At 65.4% G+C, this 24,696-nt stretch carries 23 protein-coding genes; 9 read left to right on the forward strand and 14 right to left on the reverse strand.

Features of this window, described 5'->3' with window-relative positions:
- Positions 1 to 46: 46 nt before the first annotated feature.
- The 3 genes from OKW26_RS36290 to OKW26_RS36300 form a co-directional block, all read right to left on the reverse strand.
- Positions 47 to 1,657, reverse strand: coding sequence for an FMN-binding glutamate synthase family protein (locus OKW26_RS36290; RefSeq protein WP_429356597.1), 1,611 nt, complete (start codon positions 1,655 to 1,657; stop codon positions 47 to 49).
- Positions 1,658 to 1,919: 262 nt separating this feature from the next.
- The gene (mnmA, locus tag OKW26_RS36295) at positions 1,920 to 3,173 is read right to left on the reverse strand and encodes a tRNA 2-thiouridine(34) synthase MnmA (RefSeq protein ID WP_429356598.1); all 1,254 of its coding nucleotides are present in this window, start codon (positions 3,171 to 3,173) and stop codon (positions 1,920 to 1,922) included.
- Positions 3,174 to 3,231: 58 nt separating this feature from the next.
- A complete protein-coding gene (locus OKW26_RS36300; RefSeq protein WP_429356599.1) occupies positions 3,232 to 3,711 on the reverse strand; it encodes an NUDIX hydrolase in 480 nt (159 codons plus the stop codon).
- Between the two features lie 251 nt (positions 3,712 to 3,962).
- Between OKW26_RS36300 and OKW26_RS36305 the strand changes: the two genes are divergently transcribed.
- The 5 genes from OKW26_RS36305 (at position 3,963) to OKW26_RS36325 (ending at position 7,821) form a co-directional block, all read left to right on the forward strand.
- On the forward strand, positions 3,963 to 5,105 hold the full coding sequence (locus OKW26_RS36305; protein WP_429356600.1) for a Re/Si-specific NAD(P)(+) transhydrogenase subunit alpha: 1,143 nt from the start codon (positions 3,963 to 3,965) through the stop codon (positions 5,103 to 5,105).
- Between the two features lie 13 nt (positions 5,106 to 5,118).
- The gene (locus tag OKW26_RS36310; protein ID WP_018419437.1) at positions 5,119 to 5,445 is read left to right on the forward strand and encodes an NAD(P) transhydrogenase subunit alpha; all 327 of its coding nucleotides are present in this window, start codon (positions 5,119 to 5,121) and stop codon (positions 5,443 to 5,445) included.
- Complete coding sequence (locus OKW26_RS36315; protein WP_429356601.1) at positions 5,446 to 6,897, forward strand: NAD(P)(+) transhydrogenase (Re/Si-specific) subunit beta; 1,452 nt, start codon at positions 5,446 to 5,448, stop codon at positions 6,895 to 6,897. It abuts the gene before it with no gap.
- Between the two features lie 256 nt (positions 6,898 to 7,153).
- On the forward strand, positions 7,154 to 7,405 hold the full coding sequence (locus OKW26_RS36320; protein WP_184062344.1) for a type II toxin-antitoxin system prevent-host-death family antitoxin: 252 nt from the start codon (positions 7,154 to 7,156) through the stop codon (positions 7,403 to 7,405).
- Positions 7,402 to 7,821, forward strand: a complete 420-nt coding sequence (locus OKW26_RS36325) for a type II toxin-antitoxin system VapC family toxin (RefSeq protein ID WP_429357160.1) — start codon at positions 7,402 to 7,404, stop codon at positions 7,819 to 7,821. The genes OKW26_RS36320 and OKW26_RS36325 overlap by 4 nt, the downstream gene beginning before the upstream one ends.
- 293 nt (positions 7,822 to 8,114) lie before the next feature.
- Here the strand turns inward: OKW26_RS36325 and OKW26_RS36330 are convergent, their stop codons facing one another.
- The 8 genes from OKW26_RS36330 to OKW26_RS36365 all read right to left on the reverse strand — a co-directional run bounded on the left by OKW26_RS36330 (position 8,115) and on the right by OKW26_RS36365 (position 17,075).
- Entirely contained in the window at positions 8,115 to 8,858 is a 744-nt protein-coding gene (locus tag OKW26_RS36330) for a helix-turn-helix transcriptional regulator (RefSeq protein WP_429356602.1), read from the reverse strand.
- A gap of 40 nt (positions 8,859 to 8,898) precedes the next feature.
- Positions 8,899 to 9,282 (reverse strand): VOC family protein, encoded by a 384-nt coding sequence (locus OKW26_RS36335; protein WP_429356603.1) that lies wholly within the window; start codon positions 9,280 to 9,282, stop codon positions 8,899 to 8,901.
- Between the two features lie 224 nt (positions 9,283 to 9,506).
- Entirely contained in the window at positions 9,507 to 10,793 is a 1,287-nt protein-coding gene (locus OKW26_RS36340; RefSeq protein WP_429356604.1) for a THUMP domain-containing class I SAM-dependent RNA methyltransferase, read from the reverse strand.
- A 97-nt stretch (positions 10,794 to 10,890) separates the two neighbouring features.
- Positions 10,891 to 13,065, reverse strand: coding sequence for a site-specific recombinase (locus OKW26_RS36345; RefSeq protein WP_429356605.1), 2,175 nt, complete (start codon positions 13,063 to 13,065; stop codon positions 10,891 to 10,893).
- Between the two features lie 139 nt (positions 13,066 to 13,204).
- Positions 13,205 to 13,978 carry a PqiC family protein gene (locus OKW26_RS36350; protein WP_184062335.1) on the reverse strand — a complete coding sequence of 258 codons (774 nt, stop codon included), beginning with the start codon at positions 13,976 to 13,978 and terminating at the stop codon, positions 13,205 to 13,207.
- Positions 13,975 to 15,636 (reverse strand): intermembrane transport protein PqiB, encoded by a 1,662-nt coding sequence (locus OKW26_RS36355; RefSeq protein ID WP_184062333.1) that lies wholly within the window; start codon positions 15,634 to 15,636, stop codon positions 13,975 to 13,977. The genes OKW26_RS36350 and OKW26_RS36355 overlap by 4 nt, the downstream gene beginning before the upstream one ends.
- On the reverse strand, positions 15,629 to 16,279 hold the full coding sequence (locus OKW26_RS36360; protein ID WP_184034548.1) for a paraquat-inducible protein A: 651 nt from the start codon (positions 16,277 to 16,279) through the stop codon (positions 15,629 to 15,631). Before OKW26_RS36360 ends, OKW26_RS36355 begins: the two co-directional genes overlap by 8 nt.
- 7 nt (positions 16,280 to 16,286) lie before the next feature.
- The gene (locus tag OKW26_RS36365; protein ID WP_429356606.1) at positions 16,287 to 17,075 is read right to left on the reverse strand and encodes a paraquat-inducible protein A; all 789 of its coding nucleotides are present in this window, start codon (positions 17,073 to 17,075) and stop codon (positions 16,287 to 16,289) included.
- A 450-nt stretch (positions 17,076 to 17,525) separates the two neighbouring features.
- Between OKW26_RS36365 and OKW26_RS36370 the strand changes: the two genes are divergently transcribed.
- The 4 genes from OKW26_RS36370 to OKW26_RS36385 all read left to right on the forward strand — a co-directional run bounded on the left by OKW26_RS36370 (position 17,526) and on the right by OKW26_RS36385 (position 20,914).
- Entirely contained in the window at positions 17,526 to 18,086 is a 561-nt protein-coding gene (locus OKW26_RS36370; protein WP_090803069.1) for a cytochrome b, read from the forward strand.
- An 8-nt stretch (positions 18,087 to 18,094) separates the two neighbouring features.
- Complete coding sequence (locus tag OKW26_RS36375; RefSeq protein ID WP_429356607.1) at positions 18,095 to 18,658, forward strand: YceI family protein; 564 nt, start codon at positions 18,095 to 18,097, stop codon at positions 18,656 to 18,658.
- Positions 18,659 to 18,769: 111 nt separating this feature from the next.
- Positions 18,770 to 19,339 (forward strand): YceI family protein, encoded by a 570-nt coding sequence (locus tag OKW26_RS36380; RefSeq protein WP_184034536.1) that lies wholly within the window; start codon positions 18,770 to 18,772, stop codon positions 19,337 to 19,339.
- Between the two features lie 297 nt (positions 19,340 to 19,636).
- Entirely contained in the window at positions 19,637 to 20,914 is a 1,278-nt protein-coding gene (locus tag OKW26_RS36385) for an MFS transporter (protein WP_187611131.1), read from the forward strand.
- 96 nt (positions 20,915 to 21,010) lie between these two features.
- Here OKW26_RS36385 and secF read toward each other — a convergent pair whose 3' ends face one another.
- The 3 genes from secF to yajC form a co-directional block, all read right to left on the reverse strand.
- Positions 21,011 to 21,961: a protein translocase subunit SecF gene (gene secF / locus OKW26_RS36390; protein ID WP_429356608.1), complete on the reverse strand. Its 951-nt coding sequence runs from the start codon at positions 21,959 to 21,961 to the stop codon at positions 21,011 to 21,013.
- An 18-nt stretch (positions 21,962 to 21,979) separates the two neighbouring features.
- A complete protein-coding gene (secD, locus tag OKW26_RS36395; protein ID WP_429356609.1) occupies positions 21,980 to 24,073 on the reverse strand; it encodes a protein translocase subunit SecD in 2,094 nt (697 codons plus the stop codon).
- Between the two features lie 116 nt (positions 24,074 to 24,189).
- Entirely contained in the window at positions 24,190 to 24,519 is a 330-nt protein-coding gene (gene yajC / locus OKW26_RS36400; RefSeq protein ID WP_184034524.1) for a preprotein translocase subunit YajC, read from the reverse strand.
- Between the last annotated feature and the right edge of the window lie 177 nt (positions 24,520 to 24,696).

A 24,696-nucleotide genomic window follows, 5' to 3' on the forward strand; every position in this document is an offset into this window, starting at 1 on the left:
TGCGGTTTTTGGGCGACAGGCGACGCGGCAAGGGCCGCGCGCACGTTCAGCTCGCCGCCAGCTCCGCCTTCGGCGAGAACGAATCGCTTTGCGCGATCGGCCAGTACGTCTCGAACAGGGTATAGCGATAGTTGCCGTTGAGCAGGTCGTTCGGTTCGAGATATTTGAGCAGATCCGACATCAGCCGCACCTCATGCGAGGACACGCGCCGCACGATGTGATGCGCGCGCAACTCAGCCGGATGCCGGAGCCCGGCGGCCTGGATGATTTCCTGCAACGCGTGCAGCGTGTTGTGGTGGAAGTTGAACACGCGGTCGGCCTTGTCCGGCACCACCAGCGCGCGCTGGCGCACCGGGTCCTGGGTCGCGACGCCGGTCGGGCAGCGGCCGGTATGGCAGGTCTGCGCCTGGATGCAGCCGACCGCGAACATGAAGCCGCGCGCCGCGTTGACCCAGTCCGCGCCGATCGCGAGCGTCTTCGCGATATCGAACGCGGTGATCATCTTGCCGCTCGCGCCGATGCGGATGCGTTGCCGCAGACCGATGCCGACCAGCGTGTTGTGCACGAGCAGCAGCCCCTCCTGCAACGGCACGCCGACGTGATCGGTGAATTCGAGCGGTGCCGCGCCGGTGCCGCCTTCCGCGCCGTCCACGACGATGAAGTCCGGCAGAATGCCCGTTTCCAGCATCGCCTTCGCGATACCGAAGAATTCCCACGGATGCCCGATGCACAGCTTGAAGCCGGTCGGCTTGCCGCCCGACAGCGTGCGCAGCCGCTCGACGAATTCGAGCAGCTCGCGCGGCGTCGAGAACTCGGAGTGCGTCGCCGGCGAGATGCAGTCGCGGCCCATCGGCACGCCGCGCGTCTCGGCGATTTCGGGCGTGATCTTCGCGCCCGGCAGCACGCCACCGTGACCGGGCTTCGCGCCTTGCGACAGCTTCACCTCGATCATCTTCACCTGCGGTTCGGCGGACTGCTTCGCGAACTTCCCGGCGTTGAAGGTGCCGTCGTCGTTACGGCATCCAAAATAGCCGGACGCGATTTCCCAGATGATGTCGCCGCCATGTTCGCGATGATATTTCGACATCGAACCTTCGCCGGTGTCGTGCGCGAAGTTACCTTTCTTCGCGCCGAGGTTCAGCGCCATGATCGCATTGGCCGATAGCGAGCCGAAGCTCATCGCCGACACGTTGAAGATCGACATCGAATACGGCTGCCCGCGATCGGGGCCGACGACGATGCGAAAGTCGTGACCGTCGAGCGTGGTCGGCGCGAGCGAGTGGCTGATCCATTCGTGCGCGACCGCCTTCACGTCGATCCGCGTGCCGTATGGGCGGCTGTCGACATCGTTCTTCGAGCGCTGATAGACGATGCTGCGTTGCGCGCGCGAGAACGGCTTCTCGTCGGTATCGTCTTCGACGAAATACTGACGGATCTCCGGGCGGATGGATTCGAAAATGAAACGCAGGTGGCCCCACAGCGGGTAATTGCGCAGGATCGCATGGCGCTGTTGGCTCAGGTCGAACACGCCGAGCGCGACGAGCGCGGCCGGCACGAGGATCCAGAACCATGACAGGTGATGCGTCGCGGCGAGCGCGGCACATACCGCGGTGAGGGCGATTGCGCACCACATGGCCAGATAGCGTCGAGAAAACATGGGGACTCCAGTGCAGTGAAGATCATTGCGGCGGCATCGTCCGCACGGGAGCGCGGGCGGTATCGGTCGCGAAGGAAAACCGGCGGTTGCGGGTCAAGGTGCGACGCGGACCGGCGAAGCCCGAAGATAAGGCCTGCGAATGGAAGCCAAGCGTCGCACGCGAAGGTGAAGTGTGTGTGAATGCGCCAGGCGGGCGAAACATGGTGAACGGCGCGAACCTGTCGGAATGGTACGACCCGCCGCGCCCGCCGTTATGCATCGCTCAACGCGCGCCGAGCAGAGCCGCTTTTTGCCGCGGGGTTTGCGGCTCGTCCTGCGCCTGGCCTTGCGGCTGCTTTGGCTTGTGCGCCTGCTTGCGACGCTGCGCGCGGGTTTGCTTCGGCGCCTGATCCTGCGGCAGCTCGGCCGGTTGCCCGGTCATCGGGCGTTCGATGATGCCGCCGCCGAGGCACACGTCGCCGTCATACAGCACCGCCGATTGGCCCGGCGTGACGGCCCATTGCGCGGCGTCGAAGGTCAGTTCGAAGAGGCCTTCGCCCGAACCGCCTCCCGCCGGGGCGTTGAACGTGCACGCCGCGTCGGCCTGCCGGTAGCGCGTCTTCGCGCCGCACGCGAAGCCGTCGGCCGGCGGCTCGCCCGCGACCCAGCTCGTGTTGCCCGCCGACAGCGTATGGCACAGCAGCCACGGATGGTCGTGTCCCTGCGCGACGTACAGCGTATTCGTCGGAATGTCCTTGCCGGCGGCGAACCAGGGCTCGCCGCTGCCGTCCTTGCTGCCGCCGAGACCGATGCCCTTGCGCTGGCCGAACGTGTAGAACGCGAGGCCGATGTGCTCGCCGACGATCTTGCCGTCGGTGGTCTTCATCGGGCCCGGCCTGGTCGGCAGATAGCGGTTCAGGAAGTCGCGGAAAGGCCGCTCGCCGATGAAGCAGATGCCGGTCGAATCCTTCTTCTTCGCGTTCGGCAAGCCGATCTGCGCGGCGATCTCGCGGACCTTCGTCTTGGGAATTTCGCCGAGCGGGAACAGTGTTTTCGACAGCTGCGCCTGGTTCAGCCGATGCAGGAAGTACGACTGGTCCTTGGTATGGTCGAGCGCCTTCAGCAGCTCGAAGCGGCCATCGTTCTCGCGCACGCGCGCGTAGTGGCCGGTCGCGATCGTTTCCGCGCCGAGCGACATCGCGTGATCGAGGAAGGCCTTGAACTTGATCTCGGCGTTGCACAGCACGTCCGGGTTCGGCGTGCGGCCGGCCGAATATTCGCGCAGGAATTCGGCGAACACGCGGTCCTTGTACTCGGCCGCGAAGTTGACCGCCTCGACGTCGATGCCGATCAGGTCCGCCACCGACACCACGTCGATCCAGTCCTGGCGCGTCGAGCAGTATTCGCTGTCGTCGTCGTCTTCCCAGTTCTTCATGAACAGGCCGACCACGTCGTAGCCCTGTTCCTTTAGCAGCCACGCGGTGACCGACGAATCGACGCCGCCCGACATGCCTACTACGACTTTGCGCTTGCTCATAAGGTACTCACTGGGTGCTGCATGACTGCATGGATCTATGGGGCCGCTCGTGACGGCCCTATTGCTTCGGCGCAACCGAATGCGTATGGACGAAGTCGAGCGGGAAACGCCGGCCGGCCAGGTAATCGTCGATGCACTGCATCACGAGCGGCGTGCGATGCCGCTCGGGGCACGCGCGCAACTCATCGGCGCTCATCCACAGCGTGCGGACGATGTCGGGATCGAGCGAACTCGCCGGGTCCGGTTCGCCGCCCGCGCCGCAATAGGTGAAGCGCAGGTACGTGGTGCCCGCGCGGTCCGGCCGCTCGAAGTGGGTCATGTACATGCCGACGAGCGCCTCGGGCGCGAACGGATGCGCGGTTTCCTCGAACGTTTCGCGGATCACCGCTTCCAGCAGCGTTTCGCCCGCCTCGAGGTGGCCGGCGGGCTGGTTCAGGCGCAGGCCGGCGGCAGTGTGTTCCTCGACAAGCAGGAAGCGCCCGTCACGCTCGACGATCGCCGCGACGGTCACGTGCGGCCGCCAGGTTTCCGGTTTCATGGGTGCGCATTTTACCGGTTATGCGCGCCGGCTGCCTGGTGACCGCTGGCAGCCGGTTCGCAGCGTGTTCGAGGTGGGATCGCGACCGATTCGTAACAGTTTGGCGGTCTGCCGCGCATTCGCATCGACCCCGATATTTGTGATGTGGCGGTTTCCGGTTAAAGTGGGGCCTGCGTTAGCCGTTGCATGTGCAAGCCGGCGAGCCTCGTCGGCAGGTCTGTCGTCAAACAGGAAGTCGAGGAGGAACAACGATGCACATCGGAGTGCCAGCCGAGACGCGCGCGCATGAAACCCGCGTTGCCGCGACGCCCGAGACGGTCAAGAAGTACGTGGCGCAAGGCCACCGGGTCACGCTCCAGAGCGGCGCCGGCGCCGGCGCGAGCTTTCCCGATGACGCCTATACGGCCGTGGGCGCGGAAATCGTCGATGCCGCCACTGCATTCGGCGCAGATCTCGTCCTCAAAGTCCAATCCCCCACCGATTCCGAACTGCCGCTGCTCAAGCGCGGCGCGACGCTGGTCGGCATGCTCGATCCGTTCAACGCCGACAACGCGGGCAAGCTCGCCGCGGCCGGCGTCACCGCGTTCGCGCTCGAAGCCGCGCCTCGCACCACGCGCGCGCAAAGCCTCGACGTGCTGTCGTCGCAGGCGAACATCGCCGGCTACAAGGCGGTGCTGCTCGCGGCGACGCTCTATCCGCGCTTCATGCCGATGCTGATGACCGCGGCCGGCACCGTGAAGGCCGCGCGCGTGCTGATTCTCGGCGCGGGCGTGGCTGGCCTGCAGGCGATCGCCACCGCGAAGCGCCTCGGCGCCGTGCTGGAGGCGTCCGACGTGCGCCCGGCCGTCAAGGAGCAGATCGAGTCGCTCGGCGCGAAGTTTCTCGACGTGCCCTACGAGACCGACGAGGAGCGCGAGGCCGCGCAAGGCGTGGGCGGCTATGCACGGCCAATGCCGCCGTCGTGGCTCGCGCGCCAGTCGGCGCTCGTGCACGAGCGCGCGAGGCAGGCCGACGTGGTGATCTCGACCGCATTGATTCCAGGCCGCCCCGCGCCGACGCTGCTGTCGGTCGAAACCGTGCAGGCGATGAAACCGGGCTCGGTGCTCGTCGACCTCGCGGCCGGCCGCGGCCCCGAAGTCGACGGCCGGCGCGGCGGCAATTGTCCGCTGACCGAGGCGGACCAGGTGGTGGTGCGCCATGGCGTGCAGATCGTCGGCTATACGAATCTCGCCGCGATGGTGCCCGCCGACGCGTCGTCGCTGTACGCGCGCAACGTGCTCGACTTCCTGAAGCTGATTATCGCCAAGGAAGGCACGCTGAACATCGATCTCGCGGACGACATCGTCGCGGCCACGCTGCTGGCTCGCGACGGCCAGGTCACGCGCAACGCATAGGGGGAAGCCGAAGATGGAAGTCATCAATCACACGGTGATCAACCTGATCATCTTCGTGCTGGCGATCTACGTCGGCTATCACGTGGTCTGGAACGTCACGCCCGCGCTGCATACGCCGCTGATGGCGGTGACCAATGCGATCTCGGCGATCGTGATCGTCGGCGCGATGCTCGCGGCGGGTCTCACCGTCGGCAGCGCCGGGAAGTTCTTCGGCACGATCGCGGTGGCGCTCGCGGCCGTCAACGTGTTCGGCGGATTCCTCGTCACGCGGCGAATGCTCGAGATGTTCAAGAAGAAAGAACCCAGGAAACTACCGGCTGGCGGCAAGGAGGGTACGTAAATGAGCCTGAACGTCGTCACGCTGCTGTATCTGGTCGCGTCGGTCTGCTTCATCCAGGCGCTCAAGGGGCTGTCGAATCCGAAGACCGCGCGCGTCGGCAATACCTTCGGCATGGTCGGCATGGCGATCGCGATTCTGACGACCATCGCGCTGATCTCGCGGCAGGCCGAAGTACTTGGCTCCAATCTCGGTCTCGGTCTCGGCCTGCTGCTGTTCGGGCTCGTGATCGGCGGCGCGATCGGCGCGTTCGTCGCCGCGCGCGTCGAGATGACCAAGATGCCTGAACTGGTCGCGGCGATGCACTCGCTGATCGGTCTCGCGGCCGTGTGCATCGCGTATGGGGTGGTGTCGGAGCCGGCCGCGTTCGGCCTCGTCGATCCCAACGTGCCGATCGAGGGCTTCCTGCCGTACGGCAACCGCATCGAACTGTTCATCGGCACGTTCGTCGGCGCGATTACTTTTAGCGGCTCGGTGATCGCGTTCGGCAAGCTGTCGGGCAAGTACAAGTTCCGCTTGTTTCAGGGTGCGCCGGTCGTCTACGGCGGCCAGCATCTGATCAACCTGATGCTCGCGCTCGCGATGCTCGGCTTCGGCGTCCTCTTCTTCCTCACGCAGTCGTGGCTGCCGTTCATCATCATGACGATCATCGCGTTCGTGCTCGGCGTGCTGATCATCATTCCGATCGGCGGCGCGGACATGCCGGTCGTCGTGTCGATGCTGAACTCGTACTCGGGCTGGGCGGCGGCGGGCATCGGCTTCTCGCTGAACAATCCGATGCTGATCATCGCCGGCTCGCTGGTGGGGTCGTCGGGTGCGATCCTGTCGTACATCATGTGCCGCGCGATGAACCGCTCGTTCTTCAACGTGATCCTCGGCGGTTTCGGCAACGAGCCGGGCGCGGCCGCGGGCGGCGCGGCGGAGCAGCGTCCGGTGAAATCGGGTTCGGCCGATGACGCGTCGTTCATGATGGGCAACGCGGAAACGGTCGTGATCGTGCCGGGCTACGGGCTGGCCGTCGCGCGCGCGCAGCATGCGTTGAAGGAGTTGACCGACAAGCTGGTCGAGAAGGGCATCGAGGTGAAGTACGCCATTCACCCGGTGGCCGGCCGCATGCCGGGTCACATGAACGTGCTGCTCGCCGAGGCCGAAGTGCCGTACGACATGGTGTACGAGATGGAGGACATCAACGGCGAGTTCGGCCAGGTCGACGTGGTGCTCGTGCTCGGCGCGAACGACGTGGTGAATCCGGCCGCGAAGAACGATCCGAAGTCGCCGATCGCGGGCATGCCGATCATCGAGGCGTACAAGGCGCGCACCGTGATCGTCAACAAGCGCTCGATGGCGGCGGGCTACGCCGGGCTCGACAACGACCTGTTCTACATGGACAAGACGATGATGGTGTTCGGCGACGCGAAGAAGGTGATCGAGGACATGGTGAAGGCGGTCGACTAGATCGCTAGCGGTGAACGACGCTTTACACGCTTTTCACTGAGCAAGTGAAGAAATTGGATACGCTCCAGCTCTTGCGACGCGAGCTGGAGGACCACCTTGCGTTGCTCGCTCTCGATAAGGAGAGCGAGCATAAGTGAGCCGCCGTCGGCGGATTTTTCGCGGACGCGAAAATTTCTCTTTCGGAACTCACAACGTAGTGACTTGCCGACATTCCTGACATGTAGTAACGTTACTACGTTAGGTGGCGGGAGGGAATATGACGATTACGACCTTATCCAGCAGGGAACTCAATCAAGACGTGACCCGGGCGAAAAAGGCGACCAAAGACGGCCCCGTATTCATCACCGATCGCGGCAAGCCCGCCCATGTTTTGCTGAGCATCGAGGAATACTGGCTTCTCGCCAGACAGCGTCGCAACATCGTGGACGCCCTGGCCATGCCCGAGGTTGCTGACATTGAATTCGATCCGCCGCGCGTGGATATATCTATCCGGCCGGCTGAACTCTGATGTTTGTTATCGATACGAATGTCGTTTCCGAACTCCGTAAGGGGCGCAGGGCGGATGCCAACCTCGTCGCCTGGGCAAAGAGCGTCGATGCTTCGGCGCTCTTTGTTTCTGCAATCACGATCATGGAGCTGGCAACGGGCGTTTTGCTGAAGGAGCGCAGCGACCCGAGCCAAGGCGCGTTGCTGCGCGCATGGCTCGAGGAGCACGTCTTAACTGAATTTGCGGATCGCGTGCTGCCTGTCGATACGGGCGTTGCCTTACGCTGCGCGCGCTTGCATGTACCGGATCGGCGCTCGGAGCGTGATGCGCTTATCGCCGCTACGGCGATCGTTCATGGTATGACCGTGGTGACGCGAAATGTCGCTGATTTCGTAGCAACGGGCGTCTGCCTTGTGAACCCTTGGCAGGCCGCGTGATTTTTCGCGGACGCGAAAAATTTCGCGTCGGGTCAATGCCGGTAACTGGACTTACCGGCATGCGTTTCACCTGCGATAACCGCCTGGATCGCCAGGCACCCCGGCCGTAAGCCTTATGCGGCGGGCTTTCATAAGGAGCTTGACCCAATGACCATCAACGCATCTACATGGACAAGACGATGATGGTGTTCGGCGACGCGAAGAAGGTGATCGAGGATATGGTTAAGTCGGTCGAGTAGCTCGTTAGCGGTAGACAGACCCTGAGATCGCGGTGCGTCGCGCCGCGATCCTTTTCATATTTTCGGCCTCGCGTTTACGTGCCGCAGCAGATCCGCGAGCCGCCTGCCTTCCTGATCCGGATACGTCTCGAGCACTTCGAGATCGCGTATTTTCTCCAGTCCGAAATTGCGGAAATCAGCACGCAGCTCGCACCATGCGCCGAGCGTCCAGCGCGCGCCCCAGTACGCGAGCGCGAGCGGCCAGACGCGGCGCTCGGTGTCCGCGCCGTTCGCGTCGGTATACGCGAAGCGCACCACCTGCCGCGCATCGATCGCGCGATGCAGCGTGTCGAGCTGCGTCGAAAAATCCCCCTTGATGTGAAACGACGGCGCGAAGATCGCGAGCCGTTCGAGCGTCGCGCGCCTGTCGGCGGGCATCGCCGATGCGATTTTGGCCAGCGCGCCCCGCGCGCCGCTCGCGAAGCCCGCGCCACCCCATGATTCGAGCATGCGCGCGCCGGCGGCGAGCGCGGCGAGTTCGTCGGCGGTGAAGGTCAGCGGCGGCAGACTTGCCGAGCGCGACAGCCGATAACCGATGCCCGCTTCGCCTTCGATCGGCACCCCCGACAATTGCAGATCGCGCACGTCGCGATAGACCGTGCGCGGCGAGATGTTCAGCCAGTCGGCCAGTTGCTGCGCGGTGGTCAGGCGCCGGCCGCGCAGCAGCTCGGCGATCTGGAACAGGCGGTCGGCGCGGCGCGTCATCGTGGGCGTCGGGTAGAGGAGGAAGGGGACGGTCCCGCGATGATAGCGCCGCATGGCGGCCTTCGGTCGGGGCGCGGCGGCTTCCGGTGCGCGCTTAGCCGTTGGTGCGCGAATGCAGGCCGACGCGATTGCCTTCGGTATCGGTGAAGAACGCGATATAGCCGATGTCCTGCGGCAGCTTGATCACCGGGCCGTCGGTCTTGCCGCCCGCCCGTTCGATGCGCGCAAGCGCCGCGTCGACGGTGGGCAGCGCGTTCAGGTAGACGGTGACGCCGTCGACGCCGGGTGTCATCGACGGATTGTGGACGATCGCGCCGCCAGTTGCGGGCTCCTCGTAGCTGAACACGGCGATCGGCTGGCCGCCGATCTCCTGTCGATTCAACGGGGCGTCGAGCGCGGCTTCGTAAAAGCGCACCGCGCGATCGAAATCGACGGACGGGATTTCGAACCAGGCAACGAGTTTGGGCAATGCGGACATGACACTCTCCTTCGGTTGGCAGTAGGCCGTTCAAGCGCCGGATGGCGTGAGAAGGAGTGTGCGGGGGTGCTGCTGACAGCGTGGTGGCAGTAGGGTGCGAAGACGCGACCGCTTCACCCCACCAGCGAAACACGCCGACCACATCGCTCATGCGCGCGGCCTGCTTTTCGAGCGACGCGATGACGACAGGGCGACGACAGCGCGCCGCCCCGCTAGAAACAGCCTCAAGCCGCCGGCGTATCGCCCTGCGGACGCTGCCGCACGCTGCCCGCGATCAGATCGAAGCGGAACAGCCGGCATTCGAGCGCACCGTTGAACAGCGGCGTCTTCGTCGATTCGCGCAGCCGCAGTTGCCCCGGAAGCTTGCGATCCGACGTCAGGATGAACGCATGCCATCCGGCAAAGCGCTGCTTCAACGCATTGCCGAGCAACTGGAAAAACTCGCTGTCCGGCGCTTCTTCCTGAATGCGGCGGAAGCCGTCGTCGTCGCGATTGCCGCGGCCTTCGCGAAGCTCGCCGCGCGCATTGCGGCCGCGCACTTCGATCCGCTCGCCATACGGCGGATTCGCGACGAGGATGCCCGGCGCCGAGCCAGGCGGCGTCATGTGGCGCGCATCGAGCTGCTTGAGCGAAATGGGCGGCAAGCCGGCGCGCTCGAAGTTCGCGCGCGCTTTTTCGAGCATGTCGCCGGAGATGTCGCTGCCGAAAATCTCCAGATCCGCGCCGCGCGAGCCGCGCGCCGCATTTTTCGCCTCGAGCGCGGCGCCCTTCAGCGCTTGCCAGCTCCGCGCGTCGAACTGTTTGAGCTTCTCGAAGCCGAAGCGCCGCTCGACGCCCGGCGCGATGTTCAACGCGACCTGCGCCGCTTCCGCGAGGAACGTGCCGCTGCCGCACATCGGATCGTAGAGAGGCGTGCCGGCCTGCCAGCCAGTCAGACGCAAAATGCCAGCCGCGAGGTTTTCGCGCAGCGGCGCCGCGCCCTTGTCGAGACGCCAGCCGCGCTTGAATAGCGGATCGCCGGAAGTGTCGAGGTACAGCGTGCAGTCGGTCGCGCTCAGGAACGCGAACACGCGCACGTCGGGCATCGCGGTGTCGACGCTCGGCCGCGCGCCGCTTTTTTCGCGCAGACGATCGCAGATCGCGTCCTTCACGCGCAGCGTCGTGAACTCGAGACTGCGCAGCGGCGACTTGATCGCGGTGACGTCGACGCGCAGCGTCTCGTGCGCGGAGAACCACTGCTCCCAGCGCTGCTCGAGCGCGAGCGCGTAGATGTCCTGCTCGCTGCGGTAGGGCCGCTCCGCGATTTTCAGCAGCACGCGGCTCGCGAGACGCGAGTGCAGATTGGCGGCCATGCCGGCGGCCCAGCCGCCGCGAAAATGCACGCCGCCCGGTACCTGGGCGCCGGCCGTGAAGGCGGCGCCGTTCAGATGTTTGGCGGCAATTTCGGCGAGTTCGGCCGCGAGCGGAGCTTCGAGCCCGCGCGGGCAAGGAAGGAAGAAATCGAAGGACATTGAGGTTGCCGCAAGGCGTTGGATAAGGCGCTATTGTACGCGGTCGAGATCGGCGGGCCGGCGCGATCGGCGCGCAGGGCCGTCGTCTGTCGTTGCGTCATCTCGCCTCGCGTCCCGCTTGGGCCGGCCACACGAGTTCCAGCGGATGCCGCCTGACCCGCTGCCAGATCGCCCCGCGCAGCGAGCGCACCGCATTGCGCCGCAAATCGCGCGATTTCACCGCCATGTAGAACGCCAGCGCAAAACTCACCGCGACATTGAGAATCGCCATGCTGCCGACGCCCGCCACCGCCCACCACAGAGCCGGCAGCTTCAGCGCGCTTTCGCCGAGCGCGCCGAGCGCCACGCCGATCGAGCCGGCAGACAGCGTCACGTGACGCACGTCGAACTTGAACGCGAAGGCGGTGAGGATCGCCGGCACGAGCCCGAGCATCAGGCCGAGCGTGATATTGCCGACCACGCCCGCGACGTTCGCGCGGCACAAGCGCGCGAGACGGTCGGCGCCGGCCACGCCGAGCGTCATGCGCAGGCGCCGGTTGTAGGCGAGCGCGTCGGCGACGCGATGCAGGATGAACCAGTTGTCCGCCCAGCCCGCGAGCAGGCTGGACGACCACAGCAGCACGCCCGTCAACGCCGCATAGAACGGCGTCGGCCCGATCAGCGAGAACGACTGCAGCGTCGCGATCGCCTTGTCGGCCGAAATGAGGTCGGTGTTGAACAGCGCGTGGTACAGCAGATCCACGCACAGACTGACGGGAAACACCAGCAGCACGTTGCCGAGCACCGCCGCGGCCTGCGTGCGCATCAGCGCGGTCACCGAACTCACGAAACTGTCGACGCCGGCCGGCGTGCCGACGCCGTCGAGTTCGCGCGCGAGCGTCGGCGCGGTCATCGCGGGCTGTTTGGTCGCGAGCGAGAAGTGCAGGAAGTGCATCAGCAGAAAGCTCGCCGCGTAGTTGATGCCGGCGAGCACGCCTTCGAGCATCGCGTGCAGATGGGCGCCGGTGATCGCGAACTTCACGCACACGGTGACGACGGTCACGAGTCCGCCGCCGGCCGCCATGCGCATCATCTTCAGATACTCGGCGCGATCGCGCGCGATGTAGTGTTCGCCGGTATCCGCGCTGTACTCGACGATCTTGCGCGCGAGCAGCGATGAATTGCTGCGCGCGAGATGCGCGACGCTCTGGCTCGCGTGATTGGCGCGCACGAGTTCGGCGGTCAGGCGCGCGGCCGCGTGCAGATCGTCCTGCGCCATCCAGGCATCGAGCAGATGCTCGGCGCGCTCGATGCGCATGCGCATCCGCTCGACCTGGAACACGATGTCGACACTCACGCCGTTGCGGTACAGATGCGCGAACACGTTGTCGGTTGCGCCGCGGCATTCGTCGAGCAGCAGCCGCAGATAGTTGACCTCGCGTAGCAGCGGCTCCTGCGGGCCGCCCGCCGCGTACGCGTCGTGAGCGGCTTCGACCGCGAGCATCGCGCGGGTGAGGCGGTAGAACGGTTGGCTTTCCATTGCGACGCGCACGCCGTTGACGTCGGTGGTTCGCGCGTCGATTATGCGGTCGACGCGGTCGTCGATGCGATCGCCAGGTGGCGCCACACCGCCCAGCCGGCTGCGCACCGTTTGCGACAGTCCGGTCGAGCTGATCTGGCAGGTCAGGTTGTGCAGCGCGGCCAGCAGGTCGAGCGAGAAGGGCGTGCTGTCGTGTCCGTCTTCTTCGTCGTCGGGCGCGTAGTCGAATAGCGCGTGGATACGCACCAGCAGATCGGTGGGCAGCGTGTCGATCCATTCGGCGTCGCGCTCGGAGCCGAACATCAGCGTGACGATCGCGGTGAGGTCGCGGCGGTTCGGCGCGGGCGGAATCAGCGACGCCTCGAGGCGTTCGAACACCGCGCCGAAGAAGCCCGAATGCACCGGCATGCCGGCGTCGCACAGCAGCGAGAGGCCATCGCTTTCGCGCAGCAGCGCGCGCAGGATGCCGGCGACGTTCGCCTTCCACGCGGGGTTGCGATCGAGCACGTGCAGCAGGTAGCGGATGCGCGTGTGGGCGGGGTTGGACTGGCGGGCGACGGTGTCGTCGGCGTCAGTTGCACCGGGTCGCACGATGCGGCCGCGGCGAATCCAGTGCGCGAGTTCGATCAGCCACTCGCTGCGCTCCGCATAAGGCGCGGTCTTATCCGCGATCGCGAGCAGCGCATAAAGTTGATGGCCGCCGTCGCGCGACGCGCGCCATTTTTTTATCAACCGTCTGATGGAGTCGAACATGGGTTTGTCCTGCAGAGGCGCGTGGCGTCGAATGGACTGCTAGGCATTGTGGAAGCGCGTCTGCTGAAGCTGTGCGTTGAAGTCGGCGCGGCCCGGATAGACACGCGCGTGCGCACCGGGCTCGCGCCAGCCGGGCCTGTCAGGCGCCGGCTCCCGCGGCCGTTTCCGCGGAAGGACAGGGCGGCACGACTGCCGCGGCAGCCGATCGGGCCGAAGACGACGTCTTGCCCGTCGTGGCCGTAGTAGCGACGGCCGTCGCGGCCATCGCCCGCACCCCCGCCGCGATCTGCGTCGACACTTCGGCCAGCGCGCGCCGATGTCCATCGACGAGCGCGTCGTACCCGCCGCCAACCGTCTCGCTGACCACGCTGCGACAGGTCATCACCGCATTGCTGCGCACGGCCCGCACGCTCCACACCGCATCGATCAACGCATGCGAGCCGGGCCACGACTCGAAGCGCTGCACGTTCATGGCGATCCGGTACACGGCCGCGTCGTCGGGGTGCGCGGTGCCGAACGTATCGATGGTGCCGAGCTGCTGCGTCAGATTCGTCGACAGCGCGCGGCGGATTTCATCGCCGGGCAGCGACGCCCAACGCTCCTGTTCGAGCAACTGCACCTGAGTCGGCCCGGTCTGCACGACCAGCTGATTTCTCGCCACCTGCGGCGGCACGTTGACCGGCGCGACTTCGATCAGCCAGGCAGGCGCGGCGCTCGTGCGCGCGACGGCCGGCGGGGCGCCGTTCGCGGCGGTGCTTGCGCTATCCGCGCCACCCAGCGTATAGAAACGGCTCGACGGCGACGAGCACGCCGCGATCGCGAGAGCCGCAGCCAGTGCGGTGCCGTACGCGACGCCGCGTACGGCACCGCGCACGAGCGCGCGCGGCGGACGGGGGAGCCGGGCAAACATCATGGTTTATCTCCTGATTTACCGCGCAACAGCGATTCGGGATGACGCTCGAGGTAGTCCGACAGCGCGTTCAGCGACTGCAACGTGCGCGTCAGTTCCTGCAACGCCTGATGAACGTCGGACTGCATCGGCGAATCCTGCTGCAAGGTTGCCTGGGCCGAACTGAAGGTCTGCTTCGCGGCCGTCAGCGTGTCGCGCGCCTGCGGCACGACTTCGTTGTCGAGACGCGAGAACAGCTGGTCGGCGTTCTTCAGCGCGGTGTTCAGATTCGCGCCGATCTGGTCGAACGGCACCTTGTCGAGCTTCTTCGCGATGTCGGCGACCTGCAACTGCAATTCGTCGAGCGTGTTCGGAATGGTCGGCAGCTCGAGCGGATCGGTCGTCACGTCGACCTTGGCCGGCGGCGCTTTCGGGAAGATATCGAGCGCCACGTACAGCTGGCTCGTGATCAGGTTGCCGGTGCGCAACTGGCCGCGCAGGCCGTGCCTGACGAGTTCCTGCATCAGGTTCTCGCCGGCGAGCGTGCCCGGCTGCGGCGAGCTCTCGCGGAAGCGCTTGCCGAGGCGGTCCGGGTACACGTTCATCGTGACCGGCATCGTGAAGCTCTGCGTCTTCGGATCGTAGTCGATGCCGATATTGGTCACCTGGCCGAGCACGATGCCGCGGAAATCGACCGGTGCGCCGATCGACAGCCCGCGCAGCGACTGGTTGAAGTTCATCACGACGCGCAAGGGCACGCCGTCTGGTTCGCGCATCGCGTCCGCTTCGTCCGAGCCGAGGCGGAAGGTCTGGTTGTTCGGCGCCTGCGGGCCCATGTTCTGGCCGGGCGGCGACTGGAACGACAGACCGCCGACTATCACCGTCGCGAGCGACTGCGTGTTCAGCTTGAAGCCGCTCGAATCGAGTCGCAGATCGACGCCGCTCGCATGCCACCAGCGCGTGTTGGTGCCGACGTACTGGTCGAACGGCGCCGACACGAATACCCGCATCGTCACGCCGGTGCCGTCCCTGTCGAGCGAGAAGCCGACCACCTGACCGACCTGCACGCGCCGGTAGAAGATCGGCGAGCCGATGTCGATCGAGCCGAGCGAATCGCCGTGCAGCGTGTACTGGTGGCCTTTCTGGTCGCCGGTGATGGGCGGGGGCGTTTCGAGGCCGACGAAGTTGCTCTCGCTTTCGGTCGAGCGGCCCGCGTCGGCGCCGATGTACGAGCCCGACAGCAGCGTCGTCAGACCCGACACGCCGCTCGCGCCGACGCGCGGACGCACCACCCAGAAGCGCGAGTCCTTGACCGCGAACTTTCCGCCTTCCTTGGTGAGCTGCACCTGCACGAGCACGTGCGACAGATCCGGCGACAGCGTGATCGTCTTCACCGCGCCCACGTCGACGTCCTTGTACTTGACCTTGGTCTTGCCCGGCTCGAGCCCTTCCGCGCTGACGAAGCTGATCGTGATCACGGGCCCGCGCTCGGTCACCGACCTGATCACGAGCGCGATGCCGATCAGCGCGGCGATCAGCGGAATCACCCAGACGAGCGACGGCAACCAGCGGCTGCGTGGCTCGATCTCGGGGTCGGGCAGTTGGGGCGGCAGTCTGGGTCCGTTCGAATCGTTGCGCGGCGCATCATCGGAGGCGGGCGTCGGTCCTTGCGGGCTAGTCATGGTCGAGATCCTGAGGTGTTGGGGTACGGCTTTCCACGGGGTCCCAGATGAGGCGTGGATCGAATTGCATGGAGGCCAGCATCGTCAGGATCACGACCGAGCCGAACGCGATCGCGCCCGGCCCGGCCGTGATCACGGCCAGCGATTTGAAACGCACGAGCGCCACGGTGAGCGTGACGACGAACACGTCGAGCATCGACCAGCGGCCGATCCGCTCGACCATCCGGTACAGCGTCGTGCGCTGTTGCGGACGCCAGCGCGAGCGGCGCTGAGCGGTGACGGTGAGCAGCACGAGCACCGAGAGCTTCAGCATCGGCACCAGGATGCTGGCGATGAACACGATCATCGCGAGCGGCCAGTCGCCGGAAGTCCAGAAATAGACGACGCCGCTCATGATGGTGTCGTCCTCGGAGCCGAGCAGCGACGACGTATGCATCACCGGCAGCAGATTCGCCGGGATATACAGCAGCGCCGCTGCGATCAGCAGTGCCCATGTGCGCATCAGGCTGTCGGGGTTGCGCGAGTGCAGATGCGCGCCGCAGCGGCCGCAGTGCTGCGGCGTGACCGAGCGGATGCGCGGTTCGACGCGCCCGCACGAATGGCAGGACAGCAGGCCCGCGCGTTTCGCGGTGACGTATTTCATCGCGGGCTCATCCTTCGCGCGGCGTGGGCGGCAAGCCGGGCGGGGTGCCGTCCGCCGTGCTGTTGGTTGTGCCACCAGCGTTGCCGCTGGCCGAGCCCGCGAGCGCGGACGGCGCCGGCGGACCGGCGAGCGAGCCGACCGCGACCGCCGCGCTGTCGGCCGACGTGCGCGGCAACGGCCGATCGCCGCTCGCGTCGATCTCGTCGGCGACATCCCACAGCACGCGCGGATCGAATGTGACGACGACCGCGAACATCAGCGTCAGCGCGCCGAACGCGAACAGCGCCGCCTCGGGAATCACGCGCGCGAGGCTCACCATCTTCACGATCGTGATCAGCACGCCGAGCATGAACACTTCGATCATGCCCCACGGTCGCACGAACTGGATCGCGCGCAGCACGCGATTGAAGTGCGCGGGCACGTAGCCGGCGCGTAGCGGCACCAGCACGTACAGCAGCGCGACGAGTTCGGTGAACGGAAAGAGGATCGTCGAGCAGAACACCATCACGGCGACGATCTGCATGTTCTCGCCCCACAGCGCGACGAGCGCGCCGAACAGCGTAGTCTGTGACGTGATGCCGTTGGTTTCGAGTTCGACGATCGGAAAGCCCTGCGCGATCACGAACGTGATCAGCGCGGCGAGCGTCAGTGCGCAGATCGCGTCGAGCTTGCGCGAGACGCCGCGATAGAGCGTCGCGCCGCAGCGCGGACAACGCGCGGCGACGCGCCCGACAAGCCGTGGCTTGCGGAACAGCGTATCGCATTCATGGCACGCGATCAGGTTGTCATGTTCCATGCGGCAGATGGGCTAACGACGTAGTGGCGGGGTGTAAGGCCTGCTCGTTACGAGGGGTCGGGCGGCGGTGAGCAGCAATAGTACCAAACGCGGCCTCGCGACCGAGGCGAGCCGCGCGCGGCGCGGGGCGTGGCGCCGTCCCCGCCGCGCGCTGGTCCGGGCCTGAGATGGCGTCGCTTCGGGGTTTTCGGTCCCCGAATCGGTCAACGCAAGGGCGATGACGCGGCGCCCTGGGGCCATTGCAGCGCAAAATTCGGGCCCGTTCCGCCGACGCGCTCCAGCCAGCTTTTCGCGCTTGGGGTAGCATGGCGCCCGTGGCATGCCCGGTGGCCTTTTGTGGCGATGATGTCCGCCGCATCGGCCGCGCACGCCGCGCCGATGCGCGGCGGTGATCGCGGAATAGCTGGCCGCGGCGCGCCGTTAACTTCTAACTGCCTGCGTTGATCTGTCATGACACTCAATCCATCGTTCGGTACCCGGGAGTCGTACACGCGGACCGCCATCGCGTTTCACTGGCTGATCGCACTGCTGATCGTCTGCGGCTTTGCGCTCGGCTGGGTGATGACCGACATCCCGGGCTTCACGCCCACCAAGCTGCGCTATTTCTCGTGGCACAAATGGATCGGCGTGACCGTGTTCGCGCTCGCGATCGTGCGCATCCTGTGGCGCGCGACCCACGCCTCGCCGCCGATGCCGCGCCGCATGCCCACCTGGCAGCGTGGCGCCGCGCATCTCACACATCTGTTGCTGTACGTGCTGATGATCGTGATTCCCGTGTCCGGCTATCTGTATAGCTCGGCGGCGAACGTGCCGGTCGTCTACCTCGGGCTGATTCCGCTGCCGCGAATCATCGCGCCCGATCCGCACCTGAAGGAAGTGCTGAAGAATCTGCACATCGCGTTGAATTACACATTGCTCGTGCTGGTCGCGCTACACACCGCGGCGGCGCTCAAGCATCAATGGCTCGATCGCGACGGCCTGCTGTCGCGCATGATCCCCTTCCTCAAATAAGGACAACCATGAAGGGTTCGTTTTATCGCTACATGCTGGCCGCGTTCGCAGCGGCGTCGCTGAGCGCCGCAGGCGCGGCGCTCGCGCAGGTCGACGTCGCGAAGAGTTCGGTGACGGCTACCTCGAAGCAGATGAACGTGCCGGTCGAAGGCAAGTTCAACAAGTTCACGGCGCAGGTCAGCTTCGATCCGGCCAAACCGACGGCCGGCAGCGCGCAGCTCAACATCGACGTCGCCAGCTACGATCTCGGCGACGAGAGCTACAACGAGCAGGTGCGCGGCAAGGAATGGTTCGACGCGAAGACCTTTCCGAGCGCGACGTTCGTGTCGAGCGCGATCGCGCCGGCCGGCGGCAACCAGTTCAAGGTGACCGGTAAGCTGACCATCAAGGGCAAGTCGGAGACGGTCGTGGTGCCGGTCACGGTCGGCCAGCAGGGCGCGATGCAGACCTTCGACGGCGCGCTGCCGATCAAGCGCTCGCAGTTCGACATCGGCACCGGCGAATGGAAGGACACATCGGTCGTCGCCGACGAGGTCGTGATCAAGTTTCATATCGTCGCCGCGCGCAAGTAACGCGCACGGCGCTCGCGAGGTCCGCCGCGCCACGTGGGGCGCGGCCGCTTTCCCACCGCAGGTTGCACCGCGATTTTCAACGCAAAACAGGAGCACGAATTGAAAACGTCCATATTGATCGCTGTTGGCGCGCTGGCTTCGTCGCTGTCGCTCGGCGCCTTCGCCGCCGATACCTATCTGCTTGATCCGATGCATACGTTTCCGAGCTTCGAGGCCGACCACTTTGGCGGTCTGTCGATCTGGCGCGGCAAATTCACGAAGACCACGGGAACGGTGACGCTCGATCGCGCGGCCAAAACCGGCACCGTCGACGTCACCGTCGATCCCGCTTCGGTGCAGACCGGCAACCCGAAGCTCGACGATCACCTGAGGGCCGCCGAGTTCTTCGACGTCGAGAAGTATCCGACCGTGACCTACAAGGGCACCGAGATCAAGTTCGACGGCGACAAGCCCGTCGAGGTGATCGGCACGCTGACGATTCGCGGCATCACGAAGCCGGTGAATCTGAAGATCGATTCGTTCAAGTGCATGCAGCACCCGGTCCTCAAGCGCGAAGTCTGCGGCGTCGAGGCGAGCACCGAATTCAATCGCGCCGATTACGGCATGGAGTTCGGCGCGAAGTACGGCTTCAGCATGCAGACGCGCCTGCATATCCAGTCGGAAGGTATCAAGCAGCAGTAGGCGCGCCGGCAGCTTCGCGGCCGGCGCCGCGCGCGGGCCGCTGTTGCGATTCGATCCGCGCTGCGCCGCAATACGAAAACCGCTTCGGTCGTTCACCGACGAAGCGGTTTTTTGTCGCCCGTTGCGAACGCCTCGGCCAGGGTGGCGCGCCTCGGCCATTTGTCGCTCGCATCGCTTTTATTTTTTCAGTTAAATAGAGCGCAAGCAGTCATGCCGGTGCTGCGCGTTGCCGGGATGGCCTGGGCGGACGTCATGCGTTCGTGTCGATAAATATTTCGCGCAGTACAGGAGATCTGGATGAATGCAACGACAGCAGCAAGCGTCGCGGGAAGCCGGCGGAATTCGTGGCGCGCGGTGGTGGCCGCCTCGATCGGCAACGCGCTCGAATGGTTCGACCTCGTGGTGTACGGCTTTTTCGCCGTGACCATCTCGAAGCTGTTTTTTCCGGCCGGCAACGAGACCGTATCGCTGCTGCTCACGCTCGGCACGTTCGGCGTGTCATTCTTCATGCGGCCGCTCGGCGCGATCGTGATCGGCGCGTACTCGGACCGCGCCGGGCGCAAGGGGGCGCTCACGCTTTCCATCCTGCTGATGATGAGCGGCACGCTGATCATCGCGATTTTGCCGACCTACCAGAGCATCGGTCTCGCCGCGCCGCTGATCCTCGTGCTCGCGCGGCTGATGCAAGGCTTCTCGGCCGGCGGCGAATTCGGCAGCGCGACTGCGTTTCTCGCCGAGCACGTGCCGGGCCGGCGCGGCTTCTACGCGAGTTGGCAGATGGCGAGCCAGGGTCTGACGACGCTGCTCGCGGCCGGTTTCGGCGCGTTGCTGACCGGCCAGTTGTCGCCGGAACAGATGGCATCGTGGGGCTGGCGCGTGCCGTTCTTCTTCGGTCTGCTGATCGGGCCCGTCGCGTTCTACATCCGCACCAGGCTCGACGAGACGCCCGAATTCCTCGCCGCCGAAACGACGCAGACGCCGCTGCGCGATACGTTCGCGACGCAGAAGCTGCGGCTCGTGATCGCGATGGGCGTGGTGATCCTCGGGACCGTGTCCGCGTATCTGATGCTGTTCATGCCGACCTATGGCGTGCGGCAACTGGGGCTCGCGCCGTCGGTCGCGTTCTCGGCGATCGCGGTGACGGGTCTGATCCAGATGGTGTTCTCGCCGGTGGCCGGGCATTGGTCGGACCTGCATGGACGCACGCGCATCATGCTGGGCGCGGCCGTGCTGCTGTTCGTGCTCGTCTATCCGGCGTTCGCGTTCCTGATCGCGCATCCGGGCTTCGGCACGCTGATCGTGTGGCAGATCGTGTTCGGTTTTCTCGTCAGCGGCTACTTCGGCGCGACGCCGGGACTGCTGTCGGAGATATTCCCGGTGCAGACGCGCACGACCGGCATGTCGCTCGCGTATAACATCGCGGTGACGATCTTCGGCGGCTTCGGGCCGTTCATCATCGCGTGGCTGATCAGCGCGACCGGTTCGAAGGCAGCGCCGAGCTACTACGTGATGTTTGCCGCGCTGCTGAGCATCGCGGCGCTGATCGGCGCACGGCGCAAGCTGGGGTTCCGCTAGGAACGAGGCGGTAACGACGGCGTATGTAAACGCAAAAGGCCGGTTCGACAGAACCGGCCTTTTTTATTGTGCGCATCCTCAGCGGTTACGCGCGCATCAAACCTGGGCGCCCGCGTTCGGATCGTCCGGATCGACGCGTTCCTTCTTGTCCTTGATCAGGTCTTCGCGCTTGACGCCGAACCACATGGCAAGAGCCGCGGCGACGAACACCGACGAGTAGATACCGAACAGAATACCGACCGTCAGCGCGAGCGCGAAGTAGTGCAGCGTCGGGCCGCCGAACAGGAACATCGACAGCACCATCATCTGCGTACAGCCGTGCGTGATGACGGTTCGCGACATCGTGCTGGTGATTGCGTGGTTGATCACTTCGATCACGGTCATCTTGCGTTCGCGGCGGAAGGTTTCGCGAATCCGGTCGAAGATAACGACCGACTCGTTGACCGAATAGCCGAGCACCGCGAGCACCGCGGCCAGCACCGACAGCGAGAACTCCCACTGGAAGAACGCGAAGAAGCCGAGAATGATGACGACGTCGTGCAGGTTGGCGATCACGCCGGCGATCGCGTACTTCCATTCGAAGCGGAACGACAGGTAGATCACGATGCCGGCCACCACGCAGGCGAGCGCGAGCAGACCGTCGGTGGCGAGCTCCTTGCCGACCTGTGGACCGACGAACTCGACGCGCTGCAACTGCACTTTCGGCGTGTCGGCCTTCAGCGCGCCCATCACCTGGTCGCTCTGCTGCGCGGACGTGTAGCCCGTCTTCAGCGGCAGACGGATCAGTACGTCGCGCGAGGTGCCGAAGTTCTGCACCTGCGCGTCGGCATAGCCGAGCTTGCCGAGCGTGTTACGCACCGGGTCGAGCGGCACCGCGCCCGGATACTGCACCTCGATCACGGTACCGCCGGTGAATTCCACCGACAGATGCAGCCCGCGATGCACGAGGAAGAACACGGCGGCGAGGAAGGTGATCAGCGAGATCGCGTTGAAGATCAACGCGCGCTGCATGAACGGAATGTCTTTACGGAAACGGAAAAATTCCATGGTCTTGTTCTCCGGGACTCAGCGGGATGAACCCGGTTTTTGCCGCGTCGAGTCATTCGACGTCGACGTGCCCGACGCATTGCGGCGACGCACGGTCGGCTTCGAGCGACCCTGCGCGCCGGCCGCGGCCGGTGCCTTCGAGCTTGCCTTCGCTTTCGCCTTCGCCGTGGCGATGGCCTGCGCGGTGTCGGTCGCGGCGTCGCTGCCGCCGAGGGTGTTGCCGGCATACGCGGCCGAGCCTGCCGCCGCTGTTTGCGGACGCCACACCTGGCCGATCGACAGCGACTTCAGCTTCTTCTTGCCGCCGTACCAGAAGTTGACCAGGCCGCGCGAGAAGAACACCGCCGAGAACATCGACGTCAGAATGCCGATACAGTGGACGATCGCGAAGCCGCGCACCGGACCGGAGCCGAACGCGAGCAGCGCGAGGCCGGCGATCAGCGTGGTCACGTTCGAGTCGAGAATCGTCGCCCATGCATGCGCGTAGCCGTTCTGGATGGCCAGTTGCGGCGGCGCGCCGTGGCGCAGTTCCTCGCGCACGCGCTCGTTGATCAGCACGTTCGCGTCGATCGCCATACCGAGCGCGAGCGCGATAGCGGCGATACCCGGCAGCGTGAGCGTGGCCTGCAGCATCGACAGCACCGCGACCAGCAGCAGCAGGTTCACGGACAGGCCGACCATCGAGATCACGCCGAACAGCATGTAGTACGCGCTCATGAATACGGCGATGGCCGCGAAGCCCCACACGACCGAGTGGAAGCCCTTCTTGATATTGTCGGCGCCGAGGCTCGGGCCGATCGTGCGTTCCTCGATGATTTCCATCGGCGCGGCGAGCGAACCGGCGCGCAGCAGCAGCGCGAGGTCGGCGGCCGCTTGCGGGGTCGGCTGGCCGGTGATCTGGAAGCGGTCGCCCAGTTCCGACTGAATCGTCGCGACGGTCAGCACTTCGCCCTTGCCGTGCTCGAACAGCACCATCGCCATGGGCTTGCCGATGTTGTCACGCGATACCGCGCGCACCGCGCGGCCGCCGGCCGAGTCGAGACGGATATTGACCGACGGACGCTGATGCTCGTCGAAGCCCGCCGACGCGTCGATGATGCGGTCGCCGGTGAAGATCACCTGCTTGCGCAGCAGCACCGGCGTCTGGTTGCCTTGCGTGAAGAGTTCATCGCCCGGCGGCACCGGGTCGTTCGGGTTCGGATGCGTGTTGACCGGATCGGCGAGGCGCGCTTCGAGCGTCGCCGTACGGCCAATGATGTCCTTCGCCTTCGCGGTGTCCTGCACGCCCGGCAGCTCGACGACGATGCGGTCCGTGCCCTGTTGCTGGATCACCGGCTCGGCCACGCCGAGTTCGTTCACGCGGTTATGCAGCGTCGTGATGTTCTGCTTGAGCGCGGCGTCCTGCACCTCGCGCTGCACGGCCGGCGTAAAGGTGCCGACGAGCTGCACGCCGCCGCCCGCGCCGGTGTTCGGCTGCGACGCCCACTGCAGTTCGCTGACGCTGCGGCCGAGCAGCTTGAGTGCCGCGTCCGCCGTGGCCTGGTCGGCCAGATTCACCACCACCGACTGGTTCACGCGATTCACGCCGCCGTCGCGCACGTTGTTGTCGCGCAGCAGCGTGCGCACGTCCGAGGCGTCCGAGTCGAGCTTCTTGTTCAGCGCGCCGGCCATGTCGACCTGCAGCAGGAAGTGCACACCGCCGCGCAGGTCGAGACCGAGGTACATCGGCAGCGCGCGCAGCGCGGTCATCCAGGTCGGCGACGCGCTTTGCAGGTTCAGTGCGACGACGTACTGCGGATCGTTCGGGTCGCTATTGAGCGACTTCTGCAGCAGGTCTTTCACGCGCAACTGCGTGTCCGTGTTCGTCAGGCGCACGCGGATGTTCGCGTTGTTCTGCGAGTTGTCGAACGTGATTGCGGTCGGCTTGATGTGATTGGCCGCGAGCGCGGCTTCGATCGACGCTAGCGTGGCGGCGTCGAGTCTAACCGTGGCCTTGCCGCTCGACACCTGCACCGCCGGCGCTTCGCCGTACAGATTGGGCAGCGTGTACACGAGGCCGATGACCAGAGCCACCAGCATCACGGCGTATTTCCAGAGGGGGTAGCGATTCATGAGTGGTCCAACGGGAAGGTTGGCTTGGATGCGATGCGTCCGGCGATGAGCGCGGGCCGTTCAGCGAACTGCCTGAACCGCCGGCGAGGCCGCACCGGACGCGGGGAGTGCAGGCCTTACAGCGACTTGATCGTGCCCTTCGGGAGAATTGTCGTGACCGACGCCTTTTGCACGGTGACTTCCGTGCCTTCCGAGATTTCGATGCCGACGTAGGCTTCGCCCACCTTCGTCACCTTGCCGACGATGCCGCCGTTCGTCACGACTTCATCGCCCCTGGCCATCGCTGCGAGCATGTTGCGATGTTCCTTCTGACGCTTCATTTGCGGGCGAATCATGATGAAGTACAGTACGCCGAACATCAGGATCAGCGGCAGGAAGCTCATCAGGTTCGATTCGATACCACCTGCTGCTGCGCCTTGCGCGAAGGCATTGGAAATGAACGACACGTTGGTCTCTCCGTTATCAGTCAAACGATCAAAAAAATCAGCCGATTATTCTACCACCGGCCACACGCGCGCCGGCGCGGCGAATCGGCTTTGCGATCAACCGTTTAAAGGTCCGATTCGGGGCAAATTCAGCGGCCGGCGAAAGTAAATTGTAAGTTGTCCGCGTGCGGCATGCGC

Source organism: Paraburkholderia sp. 32 (genome assembly GCF_050435345.1).
Taxonomy (GTDB): Bacteria; Pseudomonadota; Gammaproteobacteria; order Burkholderiales; family Burkholderiaceae; genus Paraburkholderia; species Paraburkholderia tuberum.

Coding starts and splice junctions, on each gene's coding strand:
- OKW26_RS36290 (WP_429356597.1), bottom strand. CDS start 1,657: ATGTTTTCTCGACGCTATCTGGCCATGTGGTGCGCAATCGCCCTCACC.
- mnmA (WP_429356598.1), bottom strand. CDS start 3,173: ATGAGCAAGCGCAAAGTCGTAGTAGGCATGTCGGGCGGCGTCGATTCG.
- OKW26_RS36300 (WP_429356599.1), bottom strand. CDS start 3,711: ATGAAACCGGAAACCTGGCGGCCGCACGTGACCGTCGCGGCGATCGTC.
- OKW26_RS36305 (WP_429356600.1), top strand. CDS start 3,963: ATGCACATCGGAGTGCCAGCCGAGACGCGCGCGCATGAAACCCGCGTT.
- OKW26_RS36310 (WP_018419437.1), top strand. CDS start 5,119: ATGGAAGTCATCAATCACACGGTGATCAACCTGATCATCTTCGTGCTG.
- OKW26_RS36315 (WP_429356601.1), top strand. CDS start 5,446: ATGAGCCTGAACGTCGTCACGCTGCTGTATCTGGTCGCGTCGGTCTGC.
- OKW26_RS36320 (WP_184062344.1), top strand. CDS start 7,154: ATGACGATTACGACCTTATCCAGCAGGGAACTCAATCAAGACGTGACC.
- OKW26_RS36330 (WP_429356602.1), bottom strand. CDS start 8,858: ATGCGGCGCTATCATCGCGGGACCGTCCCCTTCCTCCTCTACCCGACG.
- OKW26_RS36335 (WP_429356603.1), bottom strand. CDS start 9,282: ATGTCCGCATTGCCCAAACTCGTTGCCTGGTTCGAAATCCCGTCCGTC.
- OKW26_RS36340 (WP_429356604.1), bottom strand. CDS start 10,793: ATGTCCTTCGATTTCTTCCTTCCTTGCCCGCGCGGGCTCGAAGCTCCG.
- OKW26_RS36345 (WP_429356605.1), bottom strand. CDS start 13,065: ATGTTCGACTCCATCAGACGGTTGATAAAAAAATGGCGCGCGTCGCGC.
- OKW26_RS36350 (WP_184062335.1), bottom strand. CDS start 13,978: ATGATGTTTGCCCGGCTCCCCCGTCCGCCGCGCGCGCTCGTGCGCGGT.
- OKW26_RS36355 (WP_184062333.1), bottom strand. CDS start 15,636: ATGACTAGCCCGCAAGGACCGACGCCCGCCTCCGATGATGCGCCGCGC.
- OKW26_RS36360 (WP_184034548.1), bottom strand. CDS start 16,279: ATGAAATACGTCACCGCGAAACGCGCGGGCCTGCTGTCCTGCCATTCG.
- OKW26_RS36365 (WP_429356606.1), bottom strand. CDS start 17,075: ATGGAACATGACAACCTGATCGCGTGCCATGAATGCGATACGCTGTTC.
- OKW26_RS36370 (WP_090803069.1), top strand. CDS start 17,526: ATGACACTCAATCCATCGTTCGGTACCCGGGAGTCGTACACGCGGACC.
- OKW26_RS36375 (WP_429356607.1), top strand. CDS start 18,095: ATGAAGGGTTCGTTTTATCGCTACATGCTGGCCGCGTTCGCAGCGGCG.
- OKW26_RS36385 (WP_187611131.1), top strand. CDS start 19,637: ATGAATGCAACGACAGCAGCAAGCGTCGCGGGAAGCCGGCGGAATTCG.
- secF (WP_429356608.1), bottom strand. CDS start 21,961: ATGGAATTTTTCCGTTTCCGTAAAGACATTCCGTTCATGCAGCGCGCG.
- secD (WP_429356609.1), bottom strand. CDS start 24,073: ATGAATCGCTACCCCCTCTGGAAATACGCCGTGATGCTGGTGGCTCTG.